The 18,601-nt window shown below is 36.9% G+C and carries 20 protein-coding genes; 12 read left to right on the top strand and 8 right to left on the bottom strand.

Going from position 1 to position 18,601, the window contains the following annotated elements:
- Window positions 1-144 precede the first annotated feature (144 nt).
- Window positions 145-1,134, bottom strand: coding sequence for an NAD(P)/FAD-dependent oxidoreductase (locus MHB70_RS23195; RefSeq protein ID WP_000829781.1), 990 nt, complete (start codon window positions 1,132-1,134; stop codon window positions 145-147).
- A 462-nt stretch (window positions 1,135-1,596) separates the two neighbouring features.
- Here MHB70_RS23195 and MHB70_RS23190 point away from each other — a divergent pair, with 462 nt between their 5' ends.
- From MHB70_RS23190 to pepA, 5 genes are all read left to right on the top strand, one after another.
- The gene (locus MHB70_RS23190; RefSeq protein ID WP_000856608.1) at window positions 1,597-2,805 is read left to right on the top strand and encodes an NAD(P)/FAD-dependent oxidoreductase; all 1,209 of its coding nucleotides are present in this window, start codon (window positions 1,597-1,599) and stop codon (window positions 2,803-2,805) included.
- Between the two features lie 123 nt (window positions 2,806-2,928).
- A complete protein-coding gene (locus MHB70_RS23185) occupies window positions 2,929-3,435 on the top strand; it encodes an NUDIX hydrolase (RefSeq protein ID WP_000415303.1) in 507 nt (168 codons plus the stop codon).
- The gene (locus MHB70_RS23180) at window positions 3,432-3,749 is read left to right on the top strand and encodes a YuiB family protein (RefSeq protein ID WP_000027018.1); all 318 of its coding nucleotides are present in this window, start codon (window positions 3,432-3,434) and stop codon (window positions 3,747-3,749) included. Before MHB70_RS23185 ends, MHB70_RS23180 begins: the two co-directional genes overlap by 4 nt.
- A gap of 86 nt (window positions 3,750-3,835) precedes the next feature.
- Window positions 3,836-4,462, top strand: a complete 627-nt coding sequence (locus MHB70_RS23175) for a 3D domain-containing protein (RefSeq protein WP_000920107.1) — start codon at window positions 3,836-3,838, stop codon at window positions 4,460-4,462.
- A gap of 299 nt (window positions 4,463-4,761) precedes the next feature.
- Window positions 4,762-6,246, top strand: coding sequence for a cytosol aminopeptidase (gene pepA / locus MHB70_RS23170; protein ID WP_000487963.1), 1,485 nt, complete (start codon window positions 4,762-4,764; stop codon window positions 6,244-6,246).
- Between the two features lie 147 nt (window positions 6,247-6,393).
- Here the strand turns inward: pepA and cdaS are convergent, their stop codons facing one another.
- Entirely contained in the window at window positions 6,394-6,999 is a 606-nt protein-coding gene (gene cdaS, locus MHB70_RS23165; RefSeq protein WP_001158744.1) for a sporulation-specific diadenylate cyclase CdaS, read from the bottom strand.
- Between the two features lie 143 nt (window positions 7,000-7,142).
- On the opposite strand from cdaS, the gene MHB70_RS23160 reads away from it, so the two are divergent.
- Window positions 7,143-8,867 carry a phospho-sugar mutase gene (locus MHB70_RS23160; protein ID WP_001104199.1) on the top strand — a complete coding sequence of 575 codons (1,725 nt, stop codon included), beginning with the start codon at window positions 7,143-7,145 and terminating at the stop codon, window positions 8,865-8,867.
- A 108-nt stretch (window positions 8,868-8,975) separates the two neighbouring features.
- The gene (galU, locus tag MHB70_RS23155) at window positions 8,976-9,863 is read left to right on the top strand and encodes a UTP--glucose-1-phosphate uridylyltransferase GalU (protein WP_000757817.1); all 888 of its coding nucleotides are present in this window, start codon (window positions 8,976-8,978) and stop codon (window positions 9,861-9,863) included.
- Between the two features lie 45 nt (window positions 9,864-9,908).
- Here the strand turns inward: galU and MHB70_RS23150 are convergent, their stop codons facing one another.
- Both MHB70_RS23150 and MHB70_RS23145 read right to left on the bottom strand, forming a co-directional pair.
- The gene (locus tag MHB70_RS23150) at window positions 9,909-10,502 is read right to left on the bottom strand and encodes a biotin transporter BioY (RefSeq protein WP_001252145.1); all 594 of its coding nucleotides are present in this window, start codon (window positions 10,500-10,502) and stop codon (window positions 9,909-9,911) included.
- A 50-nt stretch (window positions 10,503-10,552) separates the two neighbouring features.
- Window positions 10,553-11,296, bottom strand: a complete 744-nt coding sequence (locus tag MHB70_RS23145) for a DUF3298 and DUF4163 domain-containing protein (RefSeq protein ID WP_000810657.1) — start codon at window positions 11,294-11,296, stop codon at window positions 10,553-10,555.
- 93 nt (window positions 11,297-11,389) lie between these two features.
- Here MHB70_RS23145 and MHB70_RS23140 point away from each other — a divergent pair, with 93 nt between their 5' ends.
- Window positions 11,390-11,773 carry a hotdog fold thioesterase gene (locus MHB70_RS23140; protein ID WP_001140604.1) on the top strand — a complete coding sequence of 128 codons (384 nt, stop codon included), beginning with the start codon at window positions 11,390-11,392 and terminating at the stop codon, window positions 11,771-11,773.
- Between the two features lie 39 nt (window positions 11,774-11,812).
- Here MHB70_RS23140 and MHB70_RS23135 read toward each other — a convergent pair whose 3' ends face one another.
- Both MHB70_RS23135 and MHB70_RS23130 read right to left on the bottom strand, forming a co-directional pair.
- Window positions 11,813-13,189 carry a glycine--tRNA ligase gene (locus MHB70_RS23135; protein WP_000287143.1) on the bottom strand — a complete coding sequence of 459 codons (1,377 nt, stop codon included), beginning with the start codon at window positions 13,187-13,189 and terminating at the stop codon, window positions 11,813-11,815.
- Window positions 13,190-13,535: 346 nt separating this feature from the next.
- Window positions 13,536-14,249: a DNA alkylation repair protein gene (locus MHB70_RS23130; RefSeq protein ID WP_000553335.1), complete on the bottom strand. Its 714-nt coding sequence runs from the start codon at window positions 14,247-14,249 to the stop codon at window positions 13,536-13,538.
- A 117-nt stretch (window positions 14,250-14,366) separates the two neighbouring features.
- On the opposite strand from MHB70_RS23130, the gene MHB70_RS23125 reads away from it, so the two are divergent.
- Complete coding sequence (locus MHB70_RS23125; protein ID WP_000390112.1) at window positions 14,367-14,834, top strand: hypothetical protein; 468 nt, start codon at window positions 14,367-14,369, stop codon at window positions 14,832-14,834.
- Window positions 14,835-14,944: 110 nt separating this feature from the next.
- Here the strand turns inward: MHB70_RS23125 and MHB70_RS23120 are convergent, their stop codons facing one another.
- Window positions 14,945-16,270 carry an ArsB/NhaD family transporter gene (locus MHB70_RS23120; RefSeq protein WP_000545228.1) on the bottom strand — a complete coding sequence of 442 codons (1,326 nt, stop codon included), beginning with the start codon at window positions 16,268-16,270 and terminating at the stop codon, window positions 14,945-14,947.
- A 289-nt stretch (window positions 16,271-16,559) separates the two neighbouring features.
- Here MHB70_RS23120 and kapD point away from each other — a divergent pair, with 289 nt between their 5' ends.
- Window positions 16,560-17,183: a 3'-5' exonuclease KapD gene (gene kapD / locus MHB70_RS23115; protein WP_000344367.1), complete on the top strand. Its 624-nt coding sequence runs from the start codon at window positions 16,560-16,562 to the stop codon at window positions 17,181-17,183.
- A gap of 41 nt (window positions 17,184-17,224) precedes the next feature.
- Here the strand turns inward: kapD and MHB70_RS23110 are convergent, their stop codons facing one another.
- Entirely contained in the window at window positions 17,225-17,608 is a 384-nt protein-coding gene (locus tag MHB70_RS23110; protein WP_001209336.1) for a kinase-associated lipoprotein B, read from the bottom strand.
- Between the two features lie 165 nt (window positions 17,609-17,773).
- On the opposite strand from MHB70_RS23110, the gene MHB70_RS23105 reads away from it, so the two are divergent.
- Window positions 17,774-17,950, top strand: coding sequence for a hypothetical protein (locus MHB70_RS23105; protein WP_000982764.1), 177 nt, complete (start codon window positions 17,774-17,776; stop codon window positions 17,948-17,950).
- 68 nt (window positions 17,951-18,018) lie between these two features.
- The gene (gene sodC / locus MHB70_RS23100; protein ID WP_000746516.1) at window positions 18,019-18,558 is read left to right on the top strand and encodes a superoxide dismutase [Cu-Zn]; all 540 of its coding nucleotides are present in this window, start codon (window positions 18,019-18,021) and stop codon (window positions 18,556-18,558) included.
- The last annotated feature ends 43 nt before the right edge of the window (window positions 18,559-18,601 follow it).

The following is an 18,601-nucleotide window of genomic DNA, read 5'->3' as shown; positions in this document are numbered from 1 at the left end:
TCCTCCTTTTAAATAAGAACGTTTGTTCTGTTTTATTGTAACATGTTTTTGGGGAAAAGTAGAGCTTTTTAGAAAGTGTTACTTTTTTGAGGAGATATAAAAGAAACCCTTTCATATGTGAAAAGGGTTCTTCGTAGTTCTATATTAAAACATACTGGAGCTATGCATTGGTTGAAGTTTTGCGTTTGGATCGAAGTAAGCTTTTGCATTGTTTACTGCTGTCGGTGCTTCACCAAATCCACAAGCGATAAGTTTTACTTTTCCTTCATATGTACAAATGTCACCAGCAGCGTAAATGCCAGGAATATTTGTTTCCATTTTTGAATTCACAAGAATGCTATTTTTTTGTATATCTAAGCCCCAGTTTTTAATTGGGCCAAGAGAAGAAACGAAGCCGTAGTTTACAATTACGTCATCAACATCGATGATAAGTTTTTCTTCTGTTTTTACGTGTTGAAGAACGACTTGTTCAATTTTATCATCACCAATAAGTTCAACTGGAACGTACGGTGTGCTTACTTCTGCACGAGAATTCATTAAGCTTTCGACGCTATGCTCATGTGCACGGAATTTATCACGGCGATGAACGATTGTAACTTTGTCAGCAATCGGTTCTAACATCATCGTCCAGTCTACGGCTGAGTCGCCGCCGCCAAATACAACAACACGCTTGCCAGCAAATTTATTCATATCATCAACGAAATAATGTAAGTTTTTCTTTTCGTATTTTGCGGTCCCCTCTAATTCTAAGCGGCGTGGCTGGAAAGCACCATTACCAGCAGTAATAATGACTGATTTAGAATAGTGAGTTTGTTTATTCGTAACAAGTTTAAATATACCGTCAGCTTGTTTCTCAAGCGTATCAACAGCTTCTTCTAAGCAAACTGTTGGATCAAATTTCTTCATTTGCTCTTTTAAGTTATCAACTAACTCTTGTGCACGCACTTTTGGGAATCCAGCTACATCATAAATGTATTTTTCAGGGTAGAGTGCGGATAATTGTCCTCCAAGTTGAGGTAAGCTTTCAATGATTTTTACACTTGCTTGTCTCATACCGCCATAAAATGCTGTGAAAAGTCCAGTTGGACCACCACCAATAATTGTTATGTCGTAAACTTTTTGATTTTCTGCCACTTTCATTCCCCCTATAGATGGAATTTTGATATTGATTTCATATATTGTTCATATGTACATGAAAATCCTGCAAATGATGATACTTTCAAATAAATGATAGCATATTTCAGTTCATAATACTTCTGAAAACGACTGAATTATAAGTAAGTTTCCGCATAGATGTTTTTTACATTGTATAAAATATACAGAAAGGAAAATACATGAAAAAAAGGCTGAAAAACCCTTGTAAACGCTATGTTATTTTAAAATATTGATAATTCGCTAGGTGCTTGAATTATGGAATAAAACCGACTAATATAGGGAAGTATTATGTTAAATTTCTATGACAAAATTCGTACGATTTTTTGACTGCGTTTTGTTACGATATAGAATGTGATAAATTCCACATTCTTGACAAATAGAGTTTTTAGTACTTGGTATTATTTTTCATTACTATTATATAAAGAAAAGGGTTGTGATTTGGTGAAGACTCCAAAAATCGTAGTTTTAGGTGCAGGTTATGGCGGGATGATTACGACTGTTCGTCTGCAAAAAGCATTATCTGTAAATGAAGCTGAAATTACGTTAGTAAACAACAACAGCTATCACTACCAAGCGACTTGGTTACATGAGAGTGCAGCTGGTACATTACAAGATGAAAAAATCTGTCTAGATATTCAAGACGTTATCGATACAAATAAAGTGAACTTTGTACAAGATACAGTAGTAGAAATTAAAGCTGCTGAAAAACGCATTATCTTAAAAGACGGCGAGTTAGAGTATGACTACTTAGTAATTGGTCTTGGTTTCGAATCAGAAACATTCGGAATTACAGGATTAAAAGAGCATGCATTCTCAATCGCTAACATTAATGCAACTCGTGAAATTCGTGAGCATATGGAAGCTAGTTTCGCTAAATATGCAACTGAACAACGCGATGAGTTAGTAACAATCGTTGTTGGTGGTGCTGGATTTACTGGTATCGAGTACGTAGGTGAGCTTGCAAACCGTGTTCCTGAACTTTGCAAAGAGTACAATGTACCACGTGAAAAAGCACGTATCATCTGTGTAGAAGCTGCTCCAACAGCACTTCCAGGTTTCGATCCAGCGTTAGTAGAATACGCTGTAAAACAACTTGAGAAAAAAGGTGTAGAATTCCGCATCGGTACAGCAATTAAAGAAGCAACTGAAGAAGGTATTATCGTTGCGAATGGCGATGACACTGAATTAATTAAGTCTGAAACAGTAGTTTGGGCTGCAGGTGTTCGTGGTAACGGTATTGTGGAAGAGTCTGGCTTTGAAGCAATGCGCGGACGTGTAAAAGTCGATGAGTACATGCACGCTCCAGGATACGAAGATGTATTCATGGTTGGTGATGCAGCGTTAATCATTAACGAAGAAATTAACCGTCCATACCCACCAACAGCACAAATTGCAATACAACAAGGTTACAACATTGCACATAACTTAACTGTGTTAGTTCGTGGTAAGGGCGAAATGAAAAAATTCGCATTCGACAATAAAGGATCTGTATGTTCTTTAGGTCATGACGATGCAATGGGCGTTGTTATGGGTAAAAAGTTAACAGGTTGGAAAGCTTCCTTCATGAAGAAAGTAATTGATAACCGTTACCTATTCTTATTAGGTGGACCTTTATTAGTTCTTAAAAAAGGTAAATTAAAGTTCTTTTAATATATAATAGAAAAAGCAGAAACGGCTAAGAGCTGTTTCTGCTTTTTTCATATTAAAAATATAGTATAATATATAAAAAAGAAAGAATATTCTGTCCGTTCCGGTGGAGGAGGTTATTACATCATGGAGAAACGAGGGAAAGTTTGGTTAGCTGTTAGTGGTTTAGTAGCTACAAAAGATGGCAGGTGGCTATTTGTTAAGAAAAAATACAGTGGATTAAAGGGGAAATGGTCTTTGCCAGCTGGTTTTGTAAATGAAGGTGAGACGGTTGATGAAGCTGTGAAACGTGAAGTATTAGAAGAGACAGGTATTGTCGCTCATGTGAAGGGGATTATAGGTATTCGGTCGGGCGTTATTCGTAATGAAATTAGTGATAATATGATTATTTTCCTTTTGGAGCCTGAAGGGGAAAATATTATTGTACAGGAGAAGGAATTGTCTGAAGTAGCATTTTTACATCCAGAGACGATTGCTGACGATCCCAATACGTCTATACTTATTAAATATTTGCTAGAAAGAAGATCAGAACTACATCTTGAAATGGACAAAACATTAAATCCAGGAGAGCAATTTGGTTATACAGCCTATCACGTATTTACGGCGCATGCGAAGGAGAGGGAGAAAGAGTGAGTATACCGGTACTACTTATTTCAATGATGTTATTCTTTATTTTGTTTTTTGGAATTGGATTTTTACTCAACATGATTTTGCGAGCTACATGGGTAATGGTTATTGTGTATCCGATTGTTTGTATGCTTATTATTAATAAAGCGAGTGTGTGGGATTATTTTTCAAAGCCGAAAGAAACATTTTCTTCATTTGGGACAAGTGTATCGCATTTAGGACAAGCCGATATGTTTATTTTATCTACTGGATTAGTAGGTGCTGCTTTGGCAGGAATCGTAATTAAGAAACTTCGAAAGAGTGGATATCAAATGTTTTAATCTCCAATCAATTTGGAGATTATTTTTTTGCATATTCCTTCATCGTATAGGGAATGATTAACGATGAAGGAGTGTGGAATATAAAAATGTTAAAACGATATTGTATTCGCATTATGATGACTTGTTTACTTGTATCCGCATTATGCGTAACATGGAAGGCTTTCACAGGAGTTTCTTTATTAGAGATTGTAAAGAAATATGAGGGAACGAGTGCAAAAGAAGTACATGCAGCAGAAGTTAAGAGAAATGTTGCTCCGAGTAAAGAAGTGATAAATGCTTTAGAGCAGGCAAACGACTGGTCTAAATATCGTTCAATTGAAATGACTGCAACTGGTTATACGTCAGGAGTGGAGTCAACTGGTAAGAGTCCAGGACATCCAGAGTATGGTATTACATATTCAGGTGTTAAAGCGAAAAGGGATTTATATTCTACAATCGCTGCGGATTTACGTGTATTCCCGATTGGAACGATTTTATTCGTGCCAGATTACGGATATGGGGTTGTCGCTGATAAGGGCGGTGCTATAAAAGGAAACCGTCTCGATTTATATTATGATACGGTGAAAGATGTTTATAGCCAATGGGGTAAGAAAAAAGTAAATGTATATGTAGTTAAGGTAGGAAATGGTAAGTTTACAGAAGAAGAGTTAACGATGTTAAATGAAGACGAAACGATGCAAGTGTTTCGTGGCCAATATTTAAAACAAAGATAGTCTAGTGGTAATTACGCTAGACTTTTTTATTTGATAATAGAAGAAAGATGGATCACCCCGCTATTTGTGGGCAGTAAAACCCCCACCTCAAAATTCAGCGAAAGCAAAGAAATTAGGCGGGGGGCGGGCTGCCCATAAAAGCCCGATTGGTGAAGGCTAATGATCAGTGGGGGATGAAGAAAAACACCACTGATTAAAGGTTCACTTTATATAGGATGTAACAGAAGTTAGAATTGTCGCATTTTATCGAAAATAAAGTTATAATAAAGGCAGAGTAGAGAAATTTAGGGGGTCTGAACATGTTTCAAGTACAAAAAGAATTAGCAGGTCATGAAGCGGTAATTGTTGCCTTATTTGAAGAAGAGAAAACGAGTAGTTTTGTACAAGAACTGGACAAAGCGTTTGAAGGGCAATTACAAGTTTTATTAGAAGAGAAAGAACTTTCTACTAAGAAGAAAGCTATTTCAAAAGTACATAGTTTAGGAAAAACAAATGTAAAACGCTATTACTTCGTCGGTTTAGGAAAGAAAGAATCTTATACGACAGAAACATTACGTGCGGCTCTTGGTAAGGCGTTTAAAACGTTACAGGCAGCAAAAGTACAAGATGCAGCAATCTTACTTGATTCTTTCGTAACAGAGAAATTAGATGTGATTGATGTAGCTCATATAGCGGCAGAAGTACAAGGTCTTGGTACATATGAATTACAAACGTATAAATCAGATAAAAAGGATCGTGTAGAGTTAGAGAAGTTCACGGCTATTACAGCGGAAGATGCACAGGAAATTGAAGCTGCATTAACAGTTGGCTACGTGCATGGACGCGCAACAAATTCGGCTCGTACACTTGTAAATATGCCGCCAAACGTATTAACAGCGACGAAGCTTGCTGAGTATGCTGTTGAGTTAGCGGAAAAGTATGATATGGATTATAAAGTTCTTGAGAAAGAAGAGATGGAAGATCTTGGTATGGGTGCGTTACTTGCAGTAAACCAAGGTAGTACAGAGCCGCCAAAAATGATTGCTCTTATTTATAAAGGAAAAGAAGAGTGGACAGATGTCATTGGATTTGTTGGAAAAGGAATCACATACGATACAGGTGGTTATTCTTTAAAACCACGTGAAGGCATGGTCGGTATGAAAGGTGATATGGGCGGTGCTGCTGCTGTATTAGGTGCGATGGAAATTATCGGTGAACTTCGCCCAGAGCAAAATGTGATCGCTGTTATTCCATCAACTGATAACGTTGTAAGTGGTACAGCATTTAAGCCAGACGATGTAATTACATCTATGAGCGGAAAAACAATTGAAGTATTAAATACAGATGCAGAAGGTCGCCTTGCGTTAGCGGACGGTATTACGTATGCGAAAAAACTAGGTGCAAACTACCTTATTGATGTTGCGACATTAACAGGCGGTGTAATTGTTGCACTTGGAAATCATACGACAGGCGCAATGACAAACAATGAAGAGTTGTTTGAGCAAGTACTAGAAGCTTCTATGGAAACGGATGAATCAATTTGGCAATTACCGATTTTTGATCGTGATAAAGAACGCGTTCGAAACAGTAAGTTTGCTGATTTAAATAACTCACCAGGCCGTGAAGGGCATGCGGTTATGGCAGGTACATTCCTAGGTGAATTTGCTGAAGATACACCGTGGGTACACTTAGATATCGCTGGAACATCTGAAACATCAGGAGCAAATGATTTAGGGCCGGCCGGGGCAACAGGTGCAATGGTACGTACACTTGCAACACTTGTTGAGCGTTTCGGGGAAGAATAATTTTTGAAGAAAAGACTGTCTCAAACATTTGAGGCAGTCTTTTCTTATTGATATGGTACGAGTGTGATCAGTTTTTGTCGGTAAGTCGATACAACTTCATTTACTATTATGCTGTTTAAAAACGTGTGGCATAGTGAAAGGCTCGTCTTATAAAGAAATCGTATATAACGTCCCGCTTAAAGCAAAGGAAGTACGTCCTGTTTCTTCAGAGACAACTAAAATAAGTGCGTCACTTTTTTCTGATAAGCCAATTGCAGCTCTGTGACGTGTTCCTAGTTCAGGATCAACTTCCATACTTTTCGTTAACGGAAGAATATTAGCTGCTGAAACAATATGATTATTTTTAACGAGAACGGCTCCGTCATGAAGAGGATTACCTGGATAAAAAATTGATTCGAGTAACGGTGCAGTTAAATGAGCGTTTAATGTTGTGCCAGTTTGAATACAAGATTCAAGCGTCTCGTTTCGTTCCACAACGATAAGAGCACCGTGTTTGCGGGCACTTAAATGTTGGACAGCAGTTGTGATAAAATGTGAGCTTTCTGTATAAGGTGATAAATACGCCTGAATATAGTATGTAGCTGCCAATGTTTGTACATTTGCCAACATATGATGAATCTCTTCCATTTTACATAAAATACATTCATCTTCTTTATCAATCGCTTGCCTCATAATAGATAATTCTTTTTCAGCGCTTTCAATCATTTGCTTTGTTTGTATTTTGAGCTCTTCGGACAAGCCCCATTCTTGCATAATCCTCATTCCCTTTGGTGGAGTATTTAACCATAGTGTATACAAATATTCCTAGTAAAATCCTGCTATATTTTATAAAATATTGAGATACAGGTTGTTTTTTTCATATAATAAAGGTATGACAAGCGGGAGGAGATAGAGATATGAATTGGAAACAAGAATTTAGTCGCTGGCTTTCATATGCAGAATTAGACGTAGAATTAAAAGAACAGCTAGAAAACATGAAGCAAGATGAGAAGAAAATTGAGGATAGCTTTTATAAAAATTTAGAGTTCGGTACAGGTGGTATGCGTGGTGAACTTGGTGCTGGTACGAACCGATTAAATGTATATACAGTTCGTAAAGCGACACAAGGATTAGCGAAATTTATTGAAAAATTAGGTGAAGAAGCAAAGGAACGTGGTGTTGTTGTAGCATATGATTCTCGTCATAAATCACCTGAATTTGCAATGGAAGTAGCTGCAACACTTGGTGCACATGGTATTAAAACATATGTATTTGAAAGCTTACGCCCAACGCCGGTGCTTTCTTTCGCAGTTCGTCATTTACATACAGTAAGTGGAATCGTTCTTACGGCAAGCCATAATCCGCCTGAATATAATGGTTATAAAGTATATGGTGACGATGGTGGACAGTTGCCTCCAAAAGAAGCTGATGAGTTAATTAGTTACGTAAATGCAGTAGAAGATGAATTAACAGTTGAAGTAGCTGATGTAGAGCAATTAAAAGCTGACGGTTTATTACATATTATTGGACAAGAAGTAGATGATGCATATGCTGCAGAATTGAACGATGTCATTATTAATAAAGAAATGGTACAAAAGGTAGGGAAAGACTTAAAAATCGTCTTTACACCATTACACGGAACATCAAATCTTTCTGTACGCCGTGGTTTAGAGGAAGTTGGATTTACAGATGTAACGGTTGTAAAAGAGCAAGAGTTACCAGATCCAAACTTCTCTACAGTAAAATCACCGAACCCAGAAGAGCATGCAGCGTTTGAATATGCAATTCGTGACGGTGAAAAAATTGGTGCAGATGTGCTAATCGCAACAGACCCTGATGCAGACCGTCTAGGTGTAGCAGTTCGTAATCATGATGGTGAGTTCCAAGTATTAACTGGTAACCAAACAGGTGCATTAATGCTTGATTACTTACTATCTCAAAAGAAAGAAAACGGAACGCTTCCAGAGAACGGTGTTGTATTAAAAACAATCGTAACGTCTGAAATTGGTCGTACAATTGCAAAAGCATACGGTTTAGATACAGTTGATACGTTAACTGGATTTAAATTTATTGGTGAGAAAATTAAACAGTATGAAGAAAGCGGACAATATGAATTCCAATTCGGTTATGAGGAAAGCTATGGTTATTTAATCCGTCCATTCTGCCGTGATAAAGATGCGGTACAGTCTGTTTTATTTGCATGTGAAGTAGCTGCATACTACAAATCACAAGGTAAAACGTTATATGATGGTTTATTAGAAGTATTTGAGAAGTACGGTTTCTTCCGTGAAGATCTTGTGTCATTAACGTTAAAAGGGAAAGATGGAGCGGAACAAATTCAAGAGATGATGGCGACATTCCGTGAAAATCCTCCGAAAGAAGTAGCGGGCTTAACAGTCGTAGCGGTTGAAGACTATAAAGCAAGCATCGTTACATCTTTACAAGATGGACATAAAGAAGAGATTCACTTACCGAAATCAAATGTGTTAAAATATCAATTAGAAGATGGTTCTTGGTTCTGCTTACGTCCATCTGGAACAGAGCCGAAAATCAAGTTTTACTTTGGTGTAAAAGATAATTCTTTACAAAATAGTGAACAAAAGTTACTTACTATTAAAGAAGATATTATGAATCGTTTATAATATAAATTAATTTTAGGTAGTCAGAACAAAAGGGAAGCAAAACTTCCCTTTTGTTCTATGTAAGGAAATAATCGTTATTGATCCTGACAGAAGAGAGGGTATTTTGTTATGAAAAAAGTAAGAAAAGCGATAATCCCAGCAGCTGGATTAGGAACACGTTTTTTACCAGCTACAAAAGCAATGCCAAAAGAAATGTTACCGATAGTAGATAAACCAACTATTCAATATATTGTCGAAGAAGCAATACAATCAGGAATCGAAGATATTATTATCGTTACTGGTAAAACAAAGCGATCTATTGAAGATCATTTTGATAATGCATTTGAATTAGAGCAAAATTTATTAGAAAAGAAAAAGTATGAGTTACTTGAAAAAGTACAGGCTTCTTCAAAAATGGTAGACATTCATTATATCCGTCAAAAAGAACCAAGAGGATTAGGACACGCAGTTTGGTGTGCACGTAAATTCATCGGTGATGAGCCATTTGCTGTTTTATTAGGTGATGATATCGTTCAAGCTGAAAAACCATGTTTACGTCAGTTAATGGACGAATATGATAAAACACTTTCTTCTGTTATTGGTGTACAAACGGTTCCAGAAGATGAAACACATCGCTATGGAATTATCGACCCATTAGAGCAGGAAGGACGTCGTTACCAAGTTCGTAATTTCGTTGAGAAACCAGCAGCAGGTACAGCACCATCAAACTTAGCAATTATGGGACGTTACGTCTTAACGCCTGAAATTTTCATGTTCTTAGAACAGCAAAATGTCGGTGCTGGCGGTGAAATTCAGTTAACAGATGCAATTCAAAACTTAAATGAAATTCAACGAGTATTTGCTTACGACTTCGAAGGAAAACGCTACGATGTTGGTGAAAAGTTAGGATTCGTTCAAACGACAATTGAAATGGCCCTGCAACACCCAGAATTACGTGGTGACATGGTTACAATGATGAAGAGAATTTTAGAAGAACAAACGAAACAAGAGTCTTAATATAAAAAAAGAGTTATTTCAGTGTACTGAAATAACTCTTTTTTATTAAGAAATCGTCGAATGAGAACGTTGATAAGCAGAACGGCGTACAGCATAGTATATGCGAGGTGCGATAATAGCACCGATAATTGTAAATGCAATATCTTTTACTGCAAACCACATCATAATCATCCAGGCAGCTTTATAACTCATATTACCGCCCATGAAGAGATTGACCGCCCCGTACATGTAAGTAGTACCGATAATATAAGTTAAAATGATTCCTGTGAAAGAAGCGATAGCAAATGTACTGAATGTTGGTCTTTCTTTTTGTTCTACTATTTTTCCTGATACGTAAGCAACGATAATAAATGCGATAATAAAACCACCAGTAGGATCTAAAAGTGCTCCGAATCCAGCTTTGAAGTTAGCGAAGATTGGTGCGCCGGCTACGCCAACTAGCATATACACAGTCATTGATAATGCACCAAGTCTACTTCCAAGAAGAAGGCCTGCTAAAATTGCGAAAAATGGTTGCATAGATAACGGAACGCCCGCTATTTGCAGGAATGGCGCCCAAGATACAATATTTGCACCAATGGCCATAAGAGCAACAAACATGGCAGCTAATGCTAAATCTAAAACATGAAATCTTCTCATAATGTTAACCTCCTGTTGTTTTTAGGTTAACATTATCGTAGCGAAAATATTTACTTGTTGTCAATCAAATTATTTTGATAAGAAGGCTTCAAATAGTCTCTTAGCAACGTATACGGAATACGAAATTGTGGAATGCCGCTTGAATAAGGAGCGATCTCATATAAAGGGAAATAAATAACGAGATTGTTTGGTTCTAAAAAGAAGTGAAACTTTTTAGCACTCATTACTTTTTCCGTTGCATCAGGAAAATAAATACTTTCATTTTGTTTAATTTGCCTTACAATTTCTGCACGGATTACTTCTTTATATTTATCTTCTTGTTGAAATAAATCGTCTAAGCGTAGTAATTTTTTTTCATTTAAATCAAATGTGTTTGCTTTCCACGTATAAAGGCCGTGTGCCCCGCCCGTATATTGATAGTAATTCACATATAGGCTGAGAAAAGGTGGTTTATTTAAGGAGATTTTATAATCAACATTCGCCACGTACGGATGGAAGGGTGTACTAGACCCTTCTGTTTCTTTATAATATTTTTTTGCTTCTTTTTCTAATTTGTTTTTAAATTTGTCAGTAGATTTTTTGTAATAGAAATTGAGCTTATTTTGAAATTTAGAATCGGAAAAATTGTGAAAAGAAGGCCTACTAATTTGATATTCTATATAAGGTTTCTTACCTTTTTGCGTTATAGTCTGAACATCGATTGTCAGGTTAGATGCTTTGGCTGCCATTGCACAATTTGGTACAATAGTCAGCAAGGAGAACATGAGCAATAGTATACAAAGTTTCTGTTTCATTGTGGTGAAACCTCCTTATATAAGTGTTATAGGTAGTTTGAAAATAAATAGGTAAAATTATACATTTAATTAAAGAGAGAAGGCGAAAACGATATGGCAAAAACTTTAATGGACTCACTTGGAATTGAGTTGTTAGAAATGACAGAAGATAAAGTAGTTGCTACGATGCCTGTTGACGAGCGTACGCATCAGCCGTTTGGATTTTTACATGGTGGTGCTTCTATAGCGTTAGCGGAAACAGTAGCAAGTGTTGGATCATATAATTTAATTGATCAAGAGAAATGTATTTGTTTCGGTCTAGAAATTAATGCAAATCATATTCGCTCAAAGAAAGATGGAATCGTAACAGCAATCGGGACACCGATACATAGAGGACATTCAACGATGGTTTGGGATATTCGTATCATTGATGAAAATGATGATTTAATATGTATTTCAAGATGTACAGTAGCAATTAAAGAAAAACGTGAAAAATAAAAAAGAGGCAGCTCTCATGAGCAGCCTCTTTTTTTATAATTAGAACTGGATTTTCTTTTCTAAGAAACCTTTTAGTTCGCTAATTGGCATACGAACTTGTTCCATTGTGTCACGGTCACGTACTGTAACAGCTTTGTCTTCAACAGAGTCGAAGTCGTATGTGATACAGAATGGTGTACCGATTTCGTCTTGACGACGGTAACGTTTACCGATAGAACCAGTTTCATCAAAGTCTACCATGAAGTCTTTAGCTAGTTCTGCGAATACTTCAGTAGCACCTTCAGATAGCTTTTTAGATAATGGTAAGATTGCTGCTTTGTATGGTGCTAAAGCAGGGTGGAAACGAAGAACTGTACGAGAATCGTTTTCTAATTGCTCTTCTTCATATGCATCACATAAGAACGCTAATGTTACACGGTCTGCGCCTAAAGATGGCTCGATGCAGTATGGTACGTAACGCTCGTTCGTTTGTGGATCGATATAGTTAAAGTCTTCGTTAGAGTGTTCCATGTGACGTTTTAAATCGAAGTCTGTACGAGATGCAACGCCCCATAGTTCGCCCCAACCGAATGGGAATTTGAATTCAATGTCAGTTGTTGCGTTACTGTAGTGAGATAGCTCTTCCTCACCGTGGTCACGAAGACGCATGCTCTCTTCATGCATACCAAGTGAAAGTAACCAGTTTTTACAAGTTTCACGCCAGAATGCGAACCACTCTAAATCTTCACCAGGCTTACAGAAGAATTCAAGTTCCATTTGTTCGAATTCACGTGTACGGAATGTGAAGTTACCAGGCGTAATTTCGTTACGGAAACTCTTACCAATTTGGCCAATACCAAATGGAAGTTTTTTACGCATAGAGCGTTGTACGTTTTTGAAGTTTACGAAAATACCTTGTGCTGTTTCAGGACGAAGGAAGATTTCGTTTGTGCTAGACTCTGTAACACCTTGGAATGTTTTGAACATTAAGTTGAACTGACGAATTTCAGTGAACTCTTCACTACCACAATCAGGACATTTTACTTCATGTTCTTTCATTAAGTCAGCCATTTGGTCGAAAGTAAGACCGTCAACAACCATTTCAATGCCTTTTGCATCTAATGCATCTTCAATTAATTTGTCAGCACGGTGACGCGCTTTACATTTTTTACAGTCGATCATTGGATCGTTGAAGTTACCAACGTGACCAGAAGCGATCCAAGTTTTTGGGTTCATTAAAATAGCTGCATCTAAACCAACGTTGTGTGGAGATTCTTGAATGAATTTTTTCCACCAAGCTTTTTTAACGTTATTTTTTAATTCGATTCCAAGTGGACCGTAATCCCAAGTGTTTGCAAGACCACCGTAAATTTCAGAACCAGGGAAAACAAAACCGCGATGTTTCGCTAAGTTTACAACTTGTTCCATTGAATACATAATAAAATCCTCCTTTTGAAAGTTAACGTATTGGCGATGACGTGCTCTGGTACTTGTGAAATGAGCAGTATATGCTTTGAAAAACATAAAAAAACGCTCATCCCAAGGCATATTTGCCTAGGGACGAGCGTTTGCCCGCGGTTCCACCCTAGTTGATACACAAAAGGTGCATCCACTTTATCATGTAATGCTCGAGACTGCCGTTTCCTTGCGTCTTCAGGCTTTCACTATCCCTGAATCGCTTTTTGTGCAAGTACTTATAAGTCCGTCATCGCTACTTATATTAATAATAATGAACATATTCTAACACGTTCTTTTTTAAATCTCAATAGAGGAACGCGTCTATCTATGATAGAGTCTCGCCTATTTTTTCGTTATTTATTCCGTAATTTTGTTTAATATGCTTAATTGCTTCACGTTTACTGAGCGGGGCAAGCTCGTTATTTTGCACGTATTCCCAAACGATATCAGGCTTTGTTTTTGCATACTCGCGAAGAACCCAGCCGATCGCTTTTTGAATGAAAAATTCTTTTGAAGAATGTAGTTGTCCAATAATCCAGAAAAGAAGTTCTTCATCCATCTTTTGTTTATATTTTAGTTGGAATAAAATAGCGGCACGTTGTAACCATATGTTATCTGATGCAATCCATTTTGGAATATATGCAGAAATTAATTCGGGATGTTGTAAAAAGATAGTACCTAAAAATGTAGGAACGATGCTATCAACAGAATCCCACCAAGATTTCGTAACAATAAGTTCTTCTAAAAATGGGATATGAGTTTCGTTTATATGCTTTTTATATTTTTGCATAATATCAAGTGCGGCAGCTTGATATTCACGTTCTGGTAAGTTCCAAAGTTCACGTACGATAATTTGGAAGTCTTTTTTATCTGGGAGAGTATGTATTTGAATGACGTCTTTTAATAATTGGCGTCTTTCCGGTGTTTGAATACCTAGAAATGGGAAGTGATTTTTCATATAACGAGCCATTGGTTCTGCTTTTTCAGGATTTTGATGAGCTGTAAAATGCTCTTGTAATGCTTGTACAAATGGATGCATAAGTGTTTCTCCTCTCTTATTACCTTTCTTCTCTCATTATACAAAGAGTTTGGTTAAATTTTAAAACATAACTTGCAATGTAATGAAATATGTTGAAAAGAGAGGGGAGAGGATAAGATGGAAGATCAGAGCGTACTAGCAGGTTTCTTTGCTCTTAGTTTTGCGTTTATTCTTGTTATAATAATTTGGGCAATTATTTCGTATTTGTTAACGGCTTTTGCACTTTATACGATGGCAAAAAATGATGGTGCAACTGATGGGGTTCTTGCGTTTATTCCATTTTTGAATAGTAAGACGTGGGGTGACTTGGCGAAGGATAAATTACCAGATTTCTTGAAAGAAGAGGCAGGGTGGAAAGTATTCGGTATATATGTCGCATGTTTCATCTTTAACTTCGTACCAATTATAAGTTTACTAGCAACAGCCGTATCGATTGTGCTGTCCATTTATCTCATCTACGCTATTTTAGACAGATACGGAACGAACTCTATACTATTTACGATTATTCATGTAATCACATTTTCGGTTTTCTTGCCGATTCATTTATTCATTATCCGAAATGAGCCGGTAAGATATAACGAGTAGATATATGCGGGGAGCTGTTTCGAAGCTATTTTGGAACAGCTCTTTGTTGGTTAATTGATATTTCGTTGACTAAGAAAAAAGGGCTGCCACATAGGACAGCCCTTTTTCTACTACATAAGATAGCGTAAATAAATGTAAATATGAGAAATGATTAATGAAACAATCATAATTGGGAAGCCGACTTTAAGGAATTCCATGTAGCTAAATTTATGTCCTTCACGACTTGCGATTCCGGCTACGATTACGTTAGCAGAAGCCCCGATTAAAGTTCCGTTTCCACCTAGGCAAGCACCTAATGCTAATGCCCACCATAATACGTCGATTTGTGCGTCAGAAGGTGATAAACCTAGCCCAACTGCCATATCGTTAATAAGTGGAATCATTGTTGCAACGAATGGAATGTTATCGATTGTTGCAGAGGCGATACCAGATACCCATAGAATAAGGATAGATGCATGAGAAATATCTCCGCCTGTTATTCCGACTACCTTTTGAGCTAACATTTTGATAAGACCGATATCGATAAGTCCTCCAACGAGTACGAATAGTCCCGCGAAGAAGAAAATCGTCACCCATTCTACGCTTGCGAATACTTCTTCAATTTCATGTTCTTTCACACCGATTAGCATAAGTACAGTAGCACCAGTCAAGGCGATAATAGCTGCATCAACATGGAAAATGGAATGAGTCATGAAACCTACAATTGTAAGTCCAAGTACTGTTAAAGATTTTTTCATTAATACTGGATCTTTAATGTATTGTTTTTCATCTAAGCTCATTAATTTTTTAACTTGTACAGGATCAGCAATTAATTGTTTACGGTACATGAAGTAAAGTATTGTTGCTGTAACTGCAATAATAATAATTACGATTGGTGCTAGATTCAGTAAGAAAGCATTGAAGTCTAGGTGCTTATTTGCAGAACCAATCATAATATTTGGCGGATCACCAATTAATGTTGCTGTTCCCCCAATGTTTGAAAAAATAATTTCAGAAAGTAAATAAGGAACAGGATTTACTTGCAAGATGCGCGTAATAGATAAAGTAACTGGAACAACAAGAAGTACAGTTGTAACGTTATCTAAAAATGCGGAGCCAAGCGCGGTAAGTAGGGAAAGAGAAATTAAAATTTTAATTGGATTTCCATGTGCCCCTTTTGCTGCTTTAATGGCAACGTATTGGAAAACACCTGATTTACTCGTAATGTTCACCAAAATCATCATACCGATGAGTAGCGTAATCGTTCCCCATTCAATATGTTTCGTAAAGGCGTTATGTAAATCGACGACCCCCACAATTACCATGAGTGCTGCACCAAGAAGTGCGATGACAGCGCGATTAATTTTTTCAGAAATAATAATGGCATATGTAATTAAAAAGACTGCGATAGCAAAATAATACTGCCAGTTAGCGAGTTCTTGCGTTGTTTCGTGCAAAAATCTCATCTCCTTTCATTCATTTTTCTTAGTGTGTCAAATATTAACTAGATGAAACACACATAACGTCATTATAAAGTAGAAAAACTGCGGATGTAAATGAAAGGAGGGATTTTGTCATATTTTCTGCATAGGTCATTTTTTCTCATTTTTAAAAATATTTGTGGGCATTTGACATATATATAAGATACATCCAATCTGAATATTTAAAATGGAATTAGCATTCGAGCTTGTTCGTGTAGGAGTGTCAAATAGAAAGGAATGACAAAGATGATAAGGAAGGGATCGTATGGATGAACAACGATTTTTATTTTTAGATTTTGAGTTTACGATGCCCCAGCATCGAAAGAAACCAAAAGGATTTTTCCCGGAAATTATTGAGGTAGGACTCGTCTCGGTTGTAGGTTGTAAGGTAGAAGATACGTATTCATCACATGTCAGACCGAAAACATTTCCTTCTTTAACGGATCGATGCAAGAAATTTTTAGGAATTAAACAAGAAATCGTGGATAAAGGGATTTCATTTCCTGAACTCATTGATAAACTTGCAGAATACGAAAAAAGATGTAAACCGACCATTGTAACGTGGGGAAATATGGATATGAAAGTGCTGAAGCATAATTGTGAAATGTCGGGAGTAGCTTTTCCGTTTTTCGGACAGTGTCGTGATTTATCGCTTGAGTATAAGAAGTTTTTTGGAGAAAGAAATCAAACAGGATTATGGAAAGCGATTGAGGCGTATGGAAAAGTAGGAACGGGTAAGCATCATTGTGCGCTAGATGATGCGATGACGACGTACAATATTTTTAAATTAGTAGAAAAAGATAAAGAGTATTTAGTGAAACCAGCACCTCCAACATTAGGGGAACTCGTGGACTTTTCAAAAGTGTTAAAGAAAGTGAGTACACAGTAACGACCAAATTGCACAGTATGTAATTTGGTCGTTTTGTTTTTTTAAAGTTTGTAGTCTTTTTTTAACTGCTCTAATGTTTCTAGACTACGAACCGCAAAAGGTGAATCATCTTCAGAAAATGAATTCATTTGAGTTTCTAATGCTAATTTGAGTGAATCTGTATAATCTAGAATCTCTCCTTCATATTTCTTCACCATTTGTTCTGGAATGTTCGTCTGTTCACGGAAAGCTAAAGCACGTCTTTCATGGAAAAATGGTACGTCAGCTTGTTTTACGTTATGTAAGTCACCTTGCACCGGATGTTTTAAAACAGCTAATACTTTTACGACGTAACTGCCCGGGCGGCTATTTGTAACTTCGCCGATGTATTTTCCCGTTTTATAAATACCAGTAACGATTTCACCAATTTCAAATGTTTCTCTCATATTTTTCACCTCAAGTTTATAGTAAGGAAAGTAGGAGAAGGAGTCAAAGAAATCATTCGCTTTCGGAACGCCCCCTTGAGAATATGAATTGGTTCAACTATAATTTAAAATAATATAACAGAAAATTCTGATGGTTTTTGAATCCTACAATAAGGAGTGTTTCATATGATGCCTTTATATTTTCCGGAAGATAAAACAGAATATATTATTCCAGGGATTGTTTGCGTTCTATTTATCATTGGTGCCGTTGCTACGTGGCGTATGTTCATTCGTGTATCCAAACGAGAAGCAGAGCGATTACAGAAAGTAGAAGAAAAGCTTTTAGCTGAAAAGAAACGGTAATTCATTTTTGTATGTTTCCCTCTATGCTCGGACAATCTAAGGGCAGAATGTATTTTGGAGGGAATAGAATGAAAAAACGGCTTTTTTTCAGTTGTTGTTTATTATTTCTGATGGCAGGTTGTGACCAAGGAAAGCCGAAAGAAATTGAAGTGAAATTACATAATGCTTCAGGAGATGAAGTAGGGACTGCGAAAGTAGTTCAGCAAACAAGTGGAGTGAAAATTACGATTAAAGGGGAAGGTTTCGCGCCTGGTCCGCACGGCATACATGTACATGAAATTGGAGAGTGTAAAGCGCCTCGTTTTGAATCGTCTGGTAATCATTTTAATCCAGATAATAAAAAGCATGGCTTACTCAATCCGAAGGGTGCGGAAAATGGTGATTTACCGAATGTAATTGCAGATGGTTCTGGAAAGATTAAAGCGGATATCGATGCACCGCACATAACGCTTGAAGAAGGGAAAACGACGATTCATAGAAAAGATGGAGCGTCTATTATTATTACTGAAAACCCTGATGATGGCATGACACAACCAACGGGTAAATCTGGTGATCGAATTGCTTGCGGTGTGATTGTAAAAAAAGCGTCGGATATGAAGAAAAAGTAAAAGCTACCGTGGATGGTAGCTTTCTTTGTGAAACGTAATTGGA

The sequence above is a fragment of the Bacillus sp. FSL M7-1020 genome (assembly GCF_038050415.1).
Lineage (GTDB): Bacteria > Bacillota > Bacilli > Bacillales > Bacillaceae_G > Bacillus_A > Bacillus_A toyonensis.
Note: the sequence above shows the minus strand (reverse complement) of the source record. Positions and strands in the feature narration are given on the sequence as shown.